The following is a 15,413-nucleotide window of genomic DNA, read 5'->3' as shown; positions in this document are numbered from 1 at the left end:
GCATGAATGATGTTGAAAAAAATCAAGCTGGTTTCACCGTTTATTGGAGGAAGTTATGTCATTCAAGCTTAAAACTGTTCTCACCATGACCTTCGCTGTGTTATCCCTGTTGGTTACACTCACGATTGGTTATATTTTAAGTCAAAAATCATCCATAGCTGTCGAAACGGAGATTGGTCATTCCCTCATCAGCACGGCTTCTCAAACTTCAGACAAGCTGGATCGCTTCATGTGGTCGCGTTCCGGAGAATTGGATCTTCTGGGCCGAATGATTGCTCTAGAGGACCGCTTCGAGCCTGCCGAAATGCAGATGCTGCTGAATCAGCTTCAAGATAGCTTTCCCACATTCTCATGGGTTGGATTCATGAATCCAAAAGGAAAAGTGCTGGCTTCCACAGACGGCATATTGCGTGGTGAAAATTTATCGGAAAGACCTGTGTATCAGGAGGGAATCAAGGGTAAATTTATCGGAGATGTCCATGATGCAGTCCTTCTGGCGAAGCTGCTTCCTAACCCAACCGGCGAACCACTGCAATTTGTTGATATCAGCTTTCCGGTGAAATACAAGAACGGAGATATTGCTGGCGTGCTTGCGGCACATTTGAGCTGGGCCTGGGCGAAGGAAATGGAGGAAAGTGTCCTGCAACCTTTGAAACATGAGGAAAAGAACATCGAGATGTTTATTGTCAGCCAGAGGGAAGATACGGTGCTGCTTGGTCCTAAAGAATGGATTGGTCGTCCTTTGAAATTATCGGGCATTGAAGGGGCAAGACTGAACAAAAGCAGCTGGTCCATAGAAGAATGGCCGGATGGAAAAGAATATGTAACCGGATTTGCGACTAGCCAGGGGCATCTGGATTATCCCGGTCTTGGATGGACTGTGGTTATTCGTCAGCTTAAATCAACAGCCTTTTCTTCCGTGACCGATATGCTCTGGTTCAATGTCTGGGCAGGACTGGCTGTTACCGTTTTGTTCGCACTGATCGGTTGGTTAATCTCTCGGCAGATCTCGGCCCCGATTGCACGGCTGACTCAAGTGGCGAATCGGCTTGGTGCTGGGGAGCAAGTACAGATTCCAGAAAATCGAGGTTTTAGGGAAATCGAAGTACTGTCACGTTCACTGGGGGATATGTTGACTTCGCTAACGAATAAAGATTCGGAACTAGTTGTTATGCAAAATCTGGCACATTACGACCAATTGACCGGACTACCGAACCGAACAGCGCTCGAACTCTATCTGGAAGAATCCTTGGAGATGGAAAGTGAAAATCACACGTTAACGTTCCTTTATCTTGATCTGGATGGATTCAAAAGTGTGAATGATACGCTTGGACATCAGACCGGAGATATTCTGCTGCAGAAAGTGGCTCAGCGTTTGACCAGTCTCAGTCATGAAAAGGGCATCACGGTAAGACTTGGTGGAGATGAGTTCCTCATTGTGCTCCGCTCTGTGGGAAGCAATCCAAGAGAAGAAGCTCGTACCTATGCAGAAGATATCATCCAGAGCCTGAATAAGCCGTTTATTATTGAATATGAGCGAATTCATATTGGCTGCAGCATTGGAGGAGCTGAGTATCCTACGAACAGTGGCAATCCGAGTGAAATTATCCGCATGGCAGATGAGGCGCTGTATGAATCGAAACGTGCGGGCAAAAATAGAATGACATTCTATCCAGAATTGAAGAACACAGTTAGAGAATAATATAATATAAAGTAAGAGTTAACTGATCCGCATACAGGCAAGGAGTGATGAGATGTCTGGAAAATATACCAATGTACCCTATGGTTATGAACCGCCCCCGGCTACCCGGAAAGGCACGCTGATTTTCTATGATTCATTTGAACACGTAACGGATCAACAGCTTGAACGCGCCGCTACTATCGCTGACACACGCTCTTTTGTGCAACTTGTGCTCTATCCGCTGCATGAGAATACAGTGAAGCGAATGAGCAAGGATGGTGTGCAGCCTTTTTACAAAAGGGAAGATCGTCTTCATGACTGGAGAAGGGGGTATGCATCCTCCCGCATACGGGTGGAAGGCTGGGAAGGCAAGAGAAAGAAGTATACGCCGATCGAAGCAGCCCTGCGTCATATGGCAGAAGAATATCCAGCTCCCCATTTCCTGTATCTCACAGTGGAGATGGCGAATCAGTTCGCATCATTTGATTCGTTCAAAGATTGGATTAAGGAAGTACGTCTGATTATTGATGGAGATGCCGTTAAGCTCCACCCAAAGCTGGAGCAAAATGCACATCGCTGGGAATGGGCAGAGTGAACCAATATATTCGGAGTGACGATTAGCGTTTAAAAAAAGTAGTGCTGTACAGCCGGCTTGGTATTATCCCCTCAAGGTAGACAGTGAAAAAAGAGGTCATGTTAAAATGAACTCAACACTGAAAACCGGAGGGGATTTTTGCTATGCCAGCTAAAAAAGGCCAAACCTTTAATCAATATAGTGAAGAAACGAAGAAAGAGGCTGTTCGTCTGCGATTGGAAGAAGGTTGGACATACAGTCGGATCATGGAGAAGTTTGGTATTAAGAGTGAGAGCCAGATTATTACTTGGGTACGGAAAAGCCATAATGGAGAGAGTTTTGAGGATTATCGAGGACGTTGGACGAAGAAACATTTTAGCACTGCAGAAGAAGAAAATGCTTATCTGAAAGCGCAGGTAGAATATCTAAAAAAGCTCAATCCGAATTTGCACGGAGAGGGAAGCTGGATTTCGAAACCCGGTGCCAGTCCGTTCGAGAAATAAGCAAGTGGGCACCTGTGGTTTGGTTGTGTAAAATTGCTGAAATTTCTCATGCAGGTTACTACAAATGGAAGAAGAATATCGTCCTCAGAGAGAAACGAGCAGATCGGGATGCGGATCTAAAAGCACATATTTTAGGCATTCACCGGCTTCGTCCTTATTTTGGCTACAAACGTATGCGAACCGCGTTAGGAAAGGAAGGCCTCGTGGTGAATCACAAAAAGGTACGCCGCTTAATGAGAGAACTTCAGATTCGTTCCGTGATTCGCAAGAAACGTCCATTTGCTGGCCGGAAACCGTCCGTTCTTTTCCGTAATGTCTTAAATAGAGAATTCTCGGCGGCAGCTCCTCTGCAGAAGCTCGTGACGGATATTACGTATGTCCGGATTGGGCATGATTTTGCTTATCTCTCGGTTGTGATGGATCTATACAACAACGAGATTGTAGCTTGGGAACTATCCGAGCGAAATGACTTAAAACTCGTTATGGACACGGTGAAGAAACTAAAATGTGGACCTACCTTGCTCCATTCCGACCAGGGGTTCCAGTATACAACACAGAGCTATGCCAAGTTGCTTGAAGAGAAGAAGCTAACAGGAAGCCATTCTCGGCGTGGGAACTGCTATGACAATGCATGTATTGAGTCGTTCTTCTCCCACTTAAAGACAGAGAAGTTGTATTTGGAGAAGCCTCAGAATCTGGAGCAAGCAAGGAACCGAATTACAGAGTATATTTTGTTTTACAACAAGGAACGTTTCCAAAACAAACTCGGCGACCTCTCCCCGATTGAATTCAGGGAAAAAGTCGCCGCTTAATGGAATTTCTCTTTTTTTATTGTCTACTTGACGGGGCTATGACCAGCTTCCCGGTGAACAGCACTACTTTTTTGCGTTTTTTTGGAGGATTAAACCAGATCAAGGGACGTCATCGTTTTATTTTTCCCCGTTCGTTTGGCGGCATAGAGACATGCATCCACTTCCTCAAACAGTTTGTCCTTGGACAGATGAGCGCTGTAGCTTTTAAGTCCGACACTTACCGTAATATATTGCCCTTCAAGCTCCAGATGAACGAGACGAGCAATCTTTTTGCGGATCTGCTCCACCAAGGCATAAGCCTGCTCGAAGGGTTGCTCAAACATTAACAGTGCAAATTCTTCTCCACCATAACGCGCCGCGATATCGCTTGATGTGATGTTCTCCTGAATGATCAGAGAGACTCTCTCCAGAATGGTGTCTCCCACCCGATGCCCATATGTATCATTAATTGACTTGAAGTTGTCAATATCAATCAGAGCTAAATGTAGACTCATGCCATTATTGGCATACTCAAACGCTTTTTCATAGTAGTCCTTAAAGGAGCTTTGATTATACAGATTGGTTAACCCATCTGTCTTGGACTGCTTGCTCATAATTGCGTTTCGCACAATCAGATCCTGCTTGGCAAGCATACTGACCTGAAGATCATCCAGTACCTCGACGCCGCTCGTAACAATCAACTGTGCAACATAAGTACCTACAATGAGAAAAGCCGGAATAGAAACCATATCAAACGAAGATAAGTACAGCCGATAGGCTGGGTCACAGAGTACGATGACATAGCCAGTCATCTGCATGAGGCATACCATCCATACCCGTTTCTTGTTGAAGAATAGTACCGAAGCAAAGATCGGCAACAGACATATGGCCAGTATAATGCGAATGTCGTAATTGACACGAATGATGGTCCAGGCAATCACCGTGCTGGCCATGGACATGGAATAGAAGGAGAACGAGCTGAAACGGCGTTCCACCCAACTGGCGATCAGAATGGAGAAAGCGCTGGCTAATGTAGGCAAAAATAATACATGGATCATGAAGTCTTCCGGAGTGCGATCATAATCGAGAAACAGAAAGCAGCCTATTTGAATGACAACATGCGTTAAAACGACGACCCAGTAAGCACGAAGCATTTTTTTGATCCATTTGGAATGCTTGAATTCGTACTCGGTTGGGATATGGTTGCTGTGTGAATGGGGACTCTTCAATATATCACCGCTGACTGCATCATAATGATACGACAGACGTGCTCTCGTATACGTTAATTATAAAACACATTGGACGAAACGCAAATCATTTAATTTGTTATATGAAAACTTATCTGACATGTTATAACGTGTTATCAACAATGAATTCTTTGCTTGATTTCTGTGACATGGCATTACACGAACGTGAATGAATGGTATACTAATTAAATATGACCTCGGCAAATAACCCGTGGATTCGGGTGTCGGATTAGCTATAGAGGAGGCCGCTACATTGGCAAAAGCAAAAGTTGCAAAAAGACCTACCCGGGATGAGTTTGAACTGGAAGAGCTGGGGAACCAACTGGTTGAGGCGTATCAAGAACGTTCGGAAGTGTTGCTGACCGTATGGGGCAAGGAAGATCAGGTTCATGGGGTGATTGTGAAGTTGGACTCACGTACCCGGCTAGTGCATGTGGAGTATACAGAGGAAGAATTTACGGCCAAAGTGCCGTTCCTGGATATTATGCGCATTGATTCTCCACGGTATTGAAAAAGATGATAAACAGGATCTGAATCAGGGCATCCGCCCTGTCAAATCCATTCTCCCTGCATAAGATAACCCATACCTGTTGCAGAGGAGGTACGGTCAATGAGCGAAGTATTAGGTGGAGAAGCAAGAGGAGGCTACGGATACGGAGGTTTTACTTCTGTAGGTGCCATTCTGGTTTTGTTTATCCTGTTGGTTATCATCTCCAAAGCATTCCTGGTATAATTATTATTCCAGATGAATAAAGGAAGCTCTGCCATCGCGGCAGAGCTTTTTTTGTTTATATTTTGTGTTGTCGTTTGCGGCTGAGTATTCCGTACAGAACGACGATCACCACAGGGTAGAGAACGGCCCACCCGGCAAAAGGGAACACAATGGCTGTCGCCACAAAGGAAATCCAACTGATGGTTACCCCAGTACGACTTCCCTTGAGTAAGCGTATTCCGGCTGCGCATCCGCCAAGATAGGTGAGAATGAACGTTGCATTAGGCAACTGAATAAGTGTGGTGAGTGACACCAGACCTGATCCGTATATGCCTAACACGAGAGTGAAGCAGATGGCCAGGAAGCCAATTGCAGCAATTGGTGTATGGTACCGACTGGATAAGCGGGACATCCATTGCGGGGCGGATCCTTGTCTTGCCAGTGCATAGGCGACACGGGATGCGGCACCAGCATACGCAATGACCGTAGCGGTGCAAATGAATATGCCAGTTAGCCCAGCAAGTAATCCACCCCAGGAACCGAGAGCCTGACTAATGATCCATACGAGAGAGACATCAGCTCCGCCATGAAGATAGCTTTGGGTTCCGACTGTCGCCAGTGCAGTCAGGAAATAGAGCACACCTACAATGATGGCTGCAATGGTTACGCCTTTGATAGCTGCCTTGCGTGGATCAGTAAATTCTTCAGACAGGTGAGATACAGCTTCCCAACCGATAAAACACCAGAACAGAATGGCCCCAGCCTGACCCACGCTGACCCAACCACTTGGCATAAATGGTGTGAAATGTATGGATTGCATATTCGGAATAGCAAATACAAATGCCATGACTAGCACGATAATAATCGCCAGCACAACGCCAATCTGTACCTTTCCGGCGACCTGCATGCCTACAATGTTAATGATCAGTCCAGCCGCCAGCATGAGGGTGGCAATCGCTGTTCTATATCCTTCCCCGAGTCCCAGCGCAGCTGTCATGTAGCCTGCACCTGTAAGGGCAGCCACGGGAGCACCGATGGGAACGGACATTAGAAAGAACCAGCCAACCACGGCTCCTGCCCGTTGTCCGAAAGCGAGGGTGACGAAATGGGATACACCGCCTGCGTCCGGGTAACGGGCTGAGAGTAATCCCATGGATAGGGCGAGTGGGAGAATCAGCAGCACCATGCCTCCCCAGGCGAGAAGTGAAGCTGGTCCTGCCAGTTCGGCAGCAAGTCCGGGTACAATCAGGACACCTGAACCGAGAACTGCACTTATATAAAGCGCAACAGCTTGCGGCATACCTATCGTTTTTTTGAGCTGCGAAGAAGATGTGTTCATGAAATAAAATGGCCTGCCTTCCAGAATGAAATGATTTTAGAGCGAGAACTATGTAATTATATAGGAAGAGAGGCAATCAGTCATTGGCGAATTTTGTAGAAATTTCGATATCAGTCGTGCGGACGTTATGATAAAATAAAACCATCCCTAGAGAAAGAATGAGGTGTATCCCTAATGAGTAAAGAGTTGACAGAAGCTTTGAACGAACAGATGAACTTCGAATTTTATTCGGCTCACGTATATCAAGCGATGGCCGCATACTGTTCCAGCGAAAGCTTGGACGGATTTGCCAACTTCTTCATCGTACAAGCAGAGGAAGAGCGGTTCCACGCCATGAAAATATACAAATTCCTGAATGACCGCGGACAACGCGCTACCCTTGCTGCATTGCCAGAGCCGAAGAATGAATATTCTTCAATGCTGGATGTGTTTGAACACGGATATGCACACGAGCAGCAAAACACCAAGAAATTCTACAATCTGGCTGACATTGCCCTGAATGAGCGTGAACATGCCACGATGTATTTCCTGAAATGGTTCATCGATGAGCAAGTCGAAGAGGAAGCACTGTTTGATAATATCATTCAAAAGTTGCGCCGCATCGAAAAAGACAGCAATGCTTTCTACATGCTGGACGCCGAATTTGGTAAACGTTCGTTCACAGCTCCGGCGGAGTAAGAGGGGACTAAGCAAAGCAATCAGGATTGATCCGAACAACAAGAAAATCGATCTACATATGAAAAGTCTGCTCTCGGGCAGGCTTTTTTGTTATTTCAATTAAGATTCTTCGCTCGCTTCATATAAATTCCAGAAATGAATCTATCAGAAACCACAATTTGGGTTAATAGAATATATGTCAACATTAATCTATCCCGACGGATGTTCTTTTTCGAGCAAATCTATCAAATTCGTTTTATTTTTTTGGGTAATCTGACAAAAGTGTAACTCGAACGTAGCATTTGAAGCGAGAATGGGACGCACTCTTTTTGATAGTATTAGGATTATCGCCAAGGGCTGCAATGAGAGAAACACAGACACCCGGGGAAATACAAGACATAAGGGAGACTTTTATTATGCTACATATTCGTAAAATGTTCATCACCGCACTTGCTATTCTATTGATCATTCCATTGCTATTGCCGCAGTCGGCTTCAGCTACATCATCCGCATCCAAGAATGCTGGAAATAAAGCGAGCTCCAAGATCATATATCTAACTTTCGATGATGGGCCGACCGCCCACACGGGACAATTACTGGATATTCTGGATCAGTACAATGCCAAGGCGACATTCTTCATGCTTGGACCTCAGATGGAGAAATTTCAGAAGGCCACCAAGCGTATTGTTGCAGATGGACATGGACTGGGCTTGCATGGTGTAACGCATGTTCCCGGTAAATTTTATAAATCCGCATACAGCGGCTTGAAAGAAATGCAGCAGGCCAATAAAAGCTTGAATAAAGTGGCAGGTGTCAAAACCAGCCTCGTTCGTACTCCATACGGCAGCAAACCGTATCTCAAACCGGCATATCGCAATGTTCTACTGGGTCAGGGTGGATTCCATCTGTGGGATTGGAATGTCGACTCCGAAGATTGGAAATACAAGAAGGATCATCAGAAAGTTTACAACAGCGTGATGAAGCAGATTCATAATGTGCAAAAGAGCGGAACCACCCCTGTGGTACTGATGCATGACCAGGAAGCGACCTTAAAAGTACTTCCGCAAGTGTTAAAAACACTGAAAGCAGAAGGCTACCAGTTTGAAGTGCTGACCAAGAAAGTGCAGCCTGTGAATTTCTGGAATGACAAACGTTAAAATTCAGGCGAGACAACGATGTAAGCTGAGTCCAATAACGGCTTCAAGGAGGACAACAACATGAGCAAACCTAAATTATGGATGACGATTCCTGTGACAACAGCAGTGCTGCTTGCTCTTGCGGGGTGTGGTGGTCAGGATACCAAACCATCATCAGCGGACAACACGTCCCCCGCGGCTGGCGAACAGGTTCAGTCGGGAAGTGGAGGAGCCGATTTCTCCAATGGAACGAAGGATAGCGAAGCAGATACCAAGGGAACAACGGGGACGGAAGGTTCTGCAGGAAGCGGGACATCGAATTGGGAAACGGGCAGTAACGATCAAACCCAGCAAAGTGCGAACGATGTCATTAAGGACATTCGCAGTCAGCTGAAGATGAAGAACGCTTCGTTACCTACTTCATTTTCTCTGGAAAAGGGAAAACATCTGACTGCATCGATCACATCGAATACTTCAGATGCGTTCCACATTAACTTTTATTCCACGGATCAGCCTGTAGCGGTTAACGATGCTTCGTTGGCGGCCTCTGGCAGCAAGGTACCTGTTCTGGCATCCTATGAAGTGAAGACGTATAAAGACCCGAACAGTACGGATATTTTCCCTGAGACAGATTTGAAAGACATTCCTAAGGACATGACTGTGGATCTGGGACATGACATCAAGGGTGTGGCTGAAGGCGCGGCGGGCAGTCAGTATCTGACATGGACAGAAGGTAGATGGACGCTTCAAATTCGATCCGTTTCCCAAGATAACATGAATAATCCGGGGATTGCTAAGAGAATGGTGGAATACTTGGAATCCCATACACTGCCTGCACCAAAGGATAAAGGATTCGTGAACGTGCAGTACCCAAGCGGTGGTAAAAGCGTTAATGTAACGATCTCCTGGCAAGATGGCAAGCAGATTCATCAGCTCCAGACCGAGCAGGTGCCACTGGAAGCTTTGGGCATGGTTGTTTCTGTAAAATAGTATAGTATGGAACTAAAATAGGTTCCAAAAGCAAATAGGCTGGACCGGAGTGAATACTCCAGGCCAGCCTATCCTTGTATAAGCAAGGTGCACCGATGGGAAGGTGTACCTTGCTTATTTATGTTTCATTGGGTTAAAGCGGTACTTTCATTTAAACCACCCTTTTTCTTTGGAACGAGTGATGGCTTCAATGCGGTTACTTGCATTTAACTTGTTGAGGATAATAGAGATGTAATTTCGCACCGTACCGGTTGTAATAAATAAATGTCCGGCTATTTCCTTTGTATTTTTACCGTCTGCCATCAGGCCAAGAACGGCATTTTCACGTTCGGTCAGCGGGTTCTCCTGAACATAAGCCTCGTCCACCAGGTCAGGTGCAAAAATACGTCTTCCATTCATGACCTGACGGATTGCTTCGGCCAGTTCCTCGATCGGACTATCCTTTAACAGATAACCACGTACACCGCCTTTCAGAGCACGCTCGAAATATCCGGTTCGGGCAAAGGTTGTCAAAATAATGACTTTACAGTTCATACCTTTCAGTTCCTCAGCGGCCTCCAGGCCGCTTTTGACGGGCATTTCAATGTCCATCAGACAGATGTCTGGTGTAAGCTCCCTGACGAGAGAAAGAGCTTCCTGTCCATTGCTTGCACGACCTACCACTTCCATATCCTCTTCCAGATTGAGTAGGGAAGACAAGGCCCCCAGCATCATACGCTGGTCTTCGGCGATTACGATCCTGATCATTGTTCAACCTCCTTTATCGGTTTGCGGACCAGCTTGGGAACATGGATGGCAATGCCTGTACCTTCCATGTCTGCTCCGGAACGAATATCCAGACAACCGTTCACAAATTCAAGTCGTTCTTTCATTCCCAAGATTCCGGTACCGCGCCGTTCTTGCTTGCGGGTACGTTCGATTCCGACTCCATTATCCTGAACCGTTACTATATTATCGGACAGTGTTTCCTCGATTCGGATGGTGCATACCGTTGCCTGACTGTGTTTTACGACATTCGTAACGGCTTCTTTCAGACACATGCCGAGTACATTTTCATTTAGTTGTGACGTATCCTGCAACTTCGGATTGCCTTCCAGTACAAATTCAATGGAAGCGGCCTTCAAAATCTGTTCGGCACGGAACAGTTCATCCACCAGCTGTGTGCCACGCATGGTCGTTACCATTTCCCGAACTTCCTTCAGGGCCGTACTTGCCGTCTGTCTCAGATCGTTCAGTTCAATCTCGGCCTGATCAGGATTCATGCGAAGCAGACGCTTCGCCAGATCGGTTTTCAGACCGATGAGAGAGAGTTTTTGTCCAAGTGTATCGTGCAGATCGCGTGCAATACGTTGCCGTTCTTCCATTTTCACAAGATCATCCAGCCTTTTGTTGGCATTCTCCAGTTGGCCTTCCAGCTGTTCACGCTTATTTTTGTTATACGTACTGATCGGAAGCAGAATGGATGCCATCAAACTAATGAATACAAACGGGAACTGACTGAGTAGCAGGGTGCTCTGTTTGATGAAACTATAATTAATGGTTAGAAAACTGGCTGCCAGGTTCACCGAATAGAGGGTGAAGAAACCGGCTTTATTTTTAATATTCCCAATAAAAAAAGCAAGAAACAATGAGAAATAGGCATAATCATAAGCGATGGTCATCGTAATCGATATGGCGATCAAGAGTCCAATCCACATATAGACCTGCCAGCCCTTTGTGATGAAGGCAAGCAGATAACAAACAAAGAAGAACAGAATGATGAAGATTCCCGCAACCATAGGCCACAATTTGGAATATTGTGAAATATAATAGAAGGGAAGGATGAAAAAGACGAGCCATACATATGGATTTAAACCTGTATTTTTATAAAAGAGCTGCATCCACTTTTGAATGAAAATTCTCCTCCTCGGACTTGCATTGTACTCAAACTTAGCCTGACTGTAGCATGACTTTAGCCTGAATACAAGAAAACGAATCCGACAGAGTTAAGGCTTCTCTGTCAGACCCGCTTGGTTGTTTACTCGAATAGGCGGTTGAACGTAAGGCTTGCGGGATAACGTTTTGATCTCGCCGAAGCTAATAAAACGCTTGGATTCTTCGTCCCATAGACGGAAGCGCAGGGCAGCCAGACTAGAACGCAGCGTAATCGTTGTTGCCTTCTGCAAAGGAGGTGTTGCATTATGTGCTTCTTCCAAATAATAGTTGGGTACACGTGGGCTCAAGTGATGCACATGGTGGAACCCGATATTGCCGCTGATCCACTGCAACAGTTTTGGCAATTTATAATATGAACTACCTTCTACAGCAGCTTTCACATAACTCCATTCATCTTCATGTTCAAAGTACGTATCTTCGAATTGATGCTGTACGTAGAACAGCCAGATACCGAAGAAGCCGGAGAAGAAAAATACGGGTGCTTGCACCAGTACAAAAGCCTGCCAGCCGATTAACCAGCACATGGAGGCATAAAGAGCTACGATCAACACTGTAGTCAGGTGAGTATTCATGCGTTCTTTGCGTCTTGCACCTTTACGGTTAAAACGGTAGGCGAACAGGAATACATAAATGGGTCCAATACCGAACATGACAAACGGATTACGATAAATACGGTAGAAGAGACGACCCCAAGGGGAAGCTGCTTTGTATTCTTCAACGGTCATAACCCAGATATCACCTACACCACGTTTGTCGAGATTACTGCTGGTTGCGTGATGAATGGAATGCTCGTTTTTCCATTGCAGGTAAGGCGTCAGGGTTAATACACCTGTAATCGTACCGAGAATGTCGTTGGCACGTTTGCTTTTGAAGAATGAACCATGACAGCAGTCATGGAAGATGATAAACGTTCTAAGTACAAATCCCGAGGCTACGAGGGCAATCGGAAATGTCAACCAGTAGGACACGGACAAGCTATAGTACGCTGCGGCCCATAATAATAATAATGGCAGTATGGAATTCACTAATTGTTGGATACTCAGGCGAAGATTATTTTTCTCATAAGGGGTGACTTCTTTTTTTAGCGCCATTTCCTTGGTTCTGCTCATAGACGTACGTCCTCCTTCAATGGTCAATAACTGTAATTAGTTATAACCTAACGCTTCCTAGGAAGATGTCTCCAAGTGAGGCGTTTTTATCATTGTATAAGAATGCGTCCAGTGCAGTAAGTCATAAACGTCAGTATAGTGTAATGATGAATATCAATGATGACCCATGACATTTGTCATGGGTGGATGAAGTGAAAATGCTTTGTAGAGCCTAAAATAACAGTGATTTCAGATTCCTTTGTACAAATCGCGCAACAATTTGTATTATGTATACAAATTTTGTGCCGGGCATGGTAGAATCTATCATTGAGTGGTTATGACAACTTATGAAATTGGTTGATAGGTTGATTTTCTGATGGATTGGATGGAGTGCATGATGAAGAAAAGAATAACGGATATTCTATTTATTATGGCGGGTGCATTTCTGTTTGCACTTGCAGTAAACCTGTTCGTCATCCCGAATGATCTGGCTGAAGGCGGCGTTACAGGGATTACAATTATTTTGTATTACCTCTTTGAATGGTCTCCTGGACTGATGAACTTGCTCCTGAATGGTATTTTGCTACTTGTGGGGTACAAGTTTCTGGACAGAACAACAACGGTGTATACCATTATTGCGGTGGTATTCAACTCGCTGTTCCTGCACCTAACCGAGAGCTGGACGATCGCATCGGACGAGCTCTGGATCAATACTATTTTTGGTGGATTATTTGCCGGTCTGGGTATCGGCATGATTGTTAGAGTAGGCGGCACAACAGCGGGAACGGTTATTCTGGCCCGACTTGCCAACAAGTATCTGGATTGGAACATCAGTTATGGATTGTTATTCTTCGATCTGATCGTGGCGTTCTCGTCTTTCTTCATTATAGGGCCGCAAGGTTTGATGTGTACGATTGTCATGTTGTTCGTTGGAACCAAAACGATGGAGTTCATTATTGAAGGGCTCAATCCGAAAAAAGCAGTTACGATTATATCTACCAAACAGGATGCCATTGCTCAACAGGTCATTGAGAAGATGGATCGGGGAGTTACCGTCTTGTCTGGTCATGGCTACTATACGAAGAACCCGAAAGAGATCTTATATATTGTCATTAGCAAACAAGAAGTTCCGATGCTGAAGAAGATTGTGCGAGCGGAGGACGAAATTGCTTTCATAACGATCCATGATGTGCGTGACGTCTTTGGTGAAGGATTCATTGAATTGTCCAAATCGTAATGAAACGTATATATAACGAAGTAAGGAGCTGCGGTGTTTATCACTGCGGCTTTTTTTGATTTACATAATGTAAAGTCGAAATTGAATGATTACGATGAGATCAGGCCTTGATTTTGAAATCATATCATCCGATACAGACAAAAAGCTGTACACGTTTTAAAGCCGATGATATATTAAATTTAATTCGTTAAGAAACTTAACTAACTATAAAAGGAGGCGATAAAATGGCTGGCACACCGCAGTATATCCGCAATCTGAACGAGAATTTGATTATGGATGCGCTGATCGCAACTGGTGCGATGTCCAGGGCAGATATCAGTCGTCAGACCGGACTCAGCAAACCTACGGTGTCGTCGGCGATTGAACATCTGATTGAACGAAATCTGGTGTTGGAAACCGGTAGAGCCGACAATGCCCAGGGTCGAAAAGCAACACTCATTCGATTCAACGAAACAGCTTATTATGTCTGTGGTATTGATATTGGGGCAACCCGAATTCGGATCGCACTCTCTGATCTGAATGGTGAGATTATGGATTACAGAACGTATCCAACATTATCGGTCCAAAGCGGTGATCGAGCAGGGACGGCAATCCTTGATGTGCTTCGAAGCCATATGGATGAATTACTGACGGAAAATCAATTGAATTGGGATCAGATCCAATGTATTGGTTTTGGCATTCCAGGTGTTGTACTGCCGGACTCTGGTGATATTGATCGAATCGTTGCCCCGTTAGAGGGATTGGAAAAGTTGCTCTCGCTTGAATCATTGTCGGGAGCCTTCCCGTGTGAAGTGATCCTGGAGAACGATGTGAACCTGGCTGCACTGGGGGAGTACAGGGGTGGAGCAGCAGCGGATTCCAATCTGTTTGTTTTTTTCTCCATTGGTACTGGAACAGGTGCAGGCATCATGGTGAATGGGCAATTGCTTCGAGGTATGGGGGGGTTGACAGGCGAGCTCGCGGAGATGTTGTTGGAAGAGGGGCGTCGATTGGAGGATGTTTTGTCAGCGGAAGGTCTGATGGAACTGGCCAAGCGTCAGTTGGATGCCAGTCTTCTTGAGGGTCCTGATTCTGGTATAGAATACCTTCGTGAACACCTGACTCCTGAGAAACTGTTTGAAGCTACCCGAGGTGGAGAATCGCAGGCTGTGCAGATTCTGAAACAATACAGCCAAATGATAGCTTCGGCTCTGCGGAATATCTGTGTCGTGCTTGCTCCCCATCTCATTGTACTTGGCGGAGGTATTGGGGGAAATGGGGATGTGTTATTGCCGTTTCTCAGACAGATCGTATCTGAACAATTCCCAGCGAAGCCGGAACTGATCTGTTCAGAGCTGGGCGAGCGGGCTGTAGTGACTGGAGCAGTGCAGGTAGCCTTGCAACAGACGATGTTGAATCTTCAGCATGAGGCATTGGAATAAAAGCGTCAAAATGAGATTTGAATTAAACATCAGCTAGGCTGATTTAAAAATAGAGAAGATTCATCAGACATTGAACGGGTTGAACATCGCATATAGGAGGAC

The 15,413-nt window shown here is 45.4% G+C and carries 15 protein-coding genes; 10 read left to right on the top strand and 5 right to left on the bottom strand.

Annotation, left to right across the window (positions count from 1 at the left end):
* Positions 1 to 55: 55 nt before the first annotated feature.
* The 3 genes from gpAD87_RS13505 (at position 56) to gpAD87_RS13490 (ending at position 3,570) form a co-directional block, all read left to right on the top strand.
* On the top strand, positions 56 to 1,702 hold the full coding sequence (locus gpAD87_RS13505; protein ID WP_064638847.1) for a diguanylate cyclase domain-containing protein: 1,647 nt from the start codon (positions 56 to 58) through the stop codon (positions 1,700 to 1,702).
* A gap of 52 nt (positions 1,703 to 1,754) precedes the next feature.
* On the top strand, positions 1,755 to 2,276 hold the full coding sequence (locus tag gpAD87_RS13500; protein WP_064638846.1) for a hypothetical protein: 522 nt from the start codon (positions 1,755 to 1,757) through the stop codon (positions 2,274 to 2,276).
* 143 nt (positions 2,277 to 2,419) lie between these two features.
* Positions 2,420 to 3,570, top strand: a protein-coding gene (locus tag gpAD87_RS13490; RefSeq protein ID WP_157258461.1) for an IS3 family transposase whose coding sequence is annotated in 2 segments (ribosomal slippage) — positions 2,420 to 2,681 and positions 2,681 to 3,570 — 1,152 coding nt in all. Because the reading frame shifts where the segments join, the coding sequence is not laid out codon by codon here.
* 89 nt (positions 3,571 to 3,659) lie between these two features.
* Here gpAD87_RS13490 and gpAD87_RS13485 read toward each other — a convergent pair.
* Positions 3,660 to 4,703 (bottom strand): GGDEF domain-containing protein, encoded by a 1,044-nt coding sequence (locus gpAD87_RS13485; RefSeq protein ID WP_197521479.1) that lies wholly within the window; start codon positions 4,701 to 4,703, stop codon positions 3,660 to 3,662.
* A 346-nt stretch (positions 4,704 to 5,049) separates the two neighbouring features.
* Here gpAD87_RS13485 and gpAD87_RS13480 point away from each other — a divergent pair, with 346 nt between their 5' ends.
* Both gpAD87_RS13480 and gpAD87_RS13475 read left to right on the top strand, forming a co-directional pair.
* A complete protein-coding gene (locus gpAD87_RS13480; RefSeq protein WP_064638843.1) occupies positions 5,050 to 5,307 on the top strand; it encodes a YolD-like family protein in 258 nt (85 codons plus the stop codon).
* A gap of 99 nt (positions 5,308 to 5,406) precedes the next feature.
* On the top strand, positions 5,407 to 5,529 hold the full coding sequence (locus gpAD87_RS13475) for a dihydroorotate dehydrogenase (RefSeq protein WP_090805800.1): 123 nt from the start codon (positions 5,407 to 5,409) through the stop codon (positions 5,527 to 5,529).
* Positions 5,530 to 5,584: 55 nt separating this feature from the next.
* Here gpAD87_RS13475 and gpAD87_RS13470 read toward each other — a convergent pair whose 3' ends face one another.
* Positions 5,585 to 6,847, bottom strand: coding sequence for an amino acid permease (locus tag gpAD87_RS13470; RefSeq protein ID WP_064638842.1), 1,263 nt, complete (start codon positions 6,845 to 6,847; stop codon positions 5,585 to 5,587).
* A gap of 174 nt (positions 6,848 to 7,021) precedes the next feature.
* Here gpAD87_RS13470 and gpAD87_RS13465 point away from each other — a divergent pair, with 174 nt between their 5' ends.
* From gpAD87_RS13465 to gpAD87_RS13455, 3 genes are all read left to right on the top strand, one after another.
* Positions 7,022 to 7,525: a ferritin gene (locus gpAD87_RS13465; RefSeq protein ID WP_063563419.1), complete on the top strand. Its 504-nt coding sequence runs from the start codon at positions 7,022 to 7,024 to the stop codon at positions 7,523 to 7,525.
* Between the two features lie 395 nt (positions 7,526 to 7,920).
* Positions 7,921 to 8,661, top strand: coding sequence for a polysaccharide deacetylase family protein (locus gpAD87_RS13460; RefSeq protein ID WP_064638841.1), 741 nt, complete (start codon positions 7,921 to 7,923; stop codon positions 8,659 to 8,661).
* Between the two features lie 60 nt (positions 8,662 to 8,721).
* Positions 8,722 to 9,630, top strand: coding sequence for a hypothetical protein (locus gpAD87_RS13455; protein ID WP_064638840.1), 909 nt, complete (start codon positions 8,722 to 8,724; stop codon positions 9,628 to 9,630).
* A gap of 147 nt (positions 9,631 to 9,777) precedes the next feature.
* Here gpAD87_RS13455 and gpAD87_RS13450 read toward each other — a convergent pair whose 3' ends face one another.
* The 3 genes from gpAD87_RS13450 to gpAD87_RS13440 all read right to left on the bottom strand — a co-directional run bounded on the left by gpAD87_RS13450 (position 9,778) and on the right by gpAD87_RS13440 (position 12,674).
* Positions 9,778 to 10,377 (bottom strand): response regulator transcription factor, encoded by a 600-nt coding sequence (locus tag gpAD87_RS13450; protein WP_064638839.1) that lies wholly within the window; start codon positions 10,375 to 10,377, stop codon positions 9,778 to 9,780.
* The gene (locus gpAD87_RS13445; RefSeq protein ID WP_064638838.1) at positions 10,374 to 11,522 is read right to left on the bottom strand and encodes a sensor histidine kinase; all 1,149 of its coding nucleotides are present in this window, start codon (positions 11,520 to 11,522) and stop codon (positions 10,374 to 10,376) included. Before gpAD87_RS13445 ends, gpAD87_RS13450 begins: the two co-directional genes overlap by 4 nt.
* 93 nt (positions 11,523 to 11,615) lie before the next feature.
* A complete protein-coding gene (locus tag gpAD87_RS13440) occupies positions 11,616 to 12,674 on the bottom strand; it encodes a fatty acid desaturase (protein WP_064638837.1) in 1,059 nt (352 codons plus the stop codon).
* Positions 12,675 to 13,050: 376 nt separating this feature from the next.
* Between gpAD87_RS13440 and gpAD87_RS13435 the strand changes: the two genes are divergently transcribed.
* The gene (locus gpAD87_RS13435; protein ID WP_064640909.1) at positions 13,051 to 13,890 is read left to right on the top strand and encodes a YitT family protein; all 840 of its coding nucleotides are present in this window, start codon (positions 13,051 to 13,053) and stop codon (positions 13,888 to 13,890) included.
* 224 nt (positions 13,891 to 14,114) lie between these two features.
* Positions 14,115 to 15,311, top strand: coding sequence for an ROK family transcriptional regulator (locus tag gpAD87_RS13430; protein ID WP_064638836.1), 1,197 nt, complete (start codon positions 14,115 to 14,117; stop codon positions 15,309 to 15,311).
* Positions 15,312 to 15,413 lie beyond the last annotated feature (102 nt).

This window comes from Paenibacillus sp. AD87, assembly GCF_001659845.1.
GTDB classification, from domain to species: domain Bacteria; phylum Bacillota; class Bacilli; order Paenibacillales; family Paenibacillaceae; genus Paenibacillus; species Paenibacillus marchantiae.
This window is presented reverse-complemented; position numbering and strand designations above follow the sequence as displayed.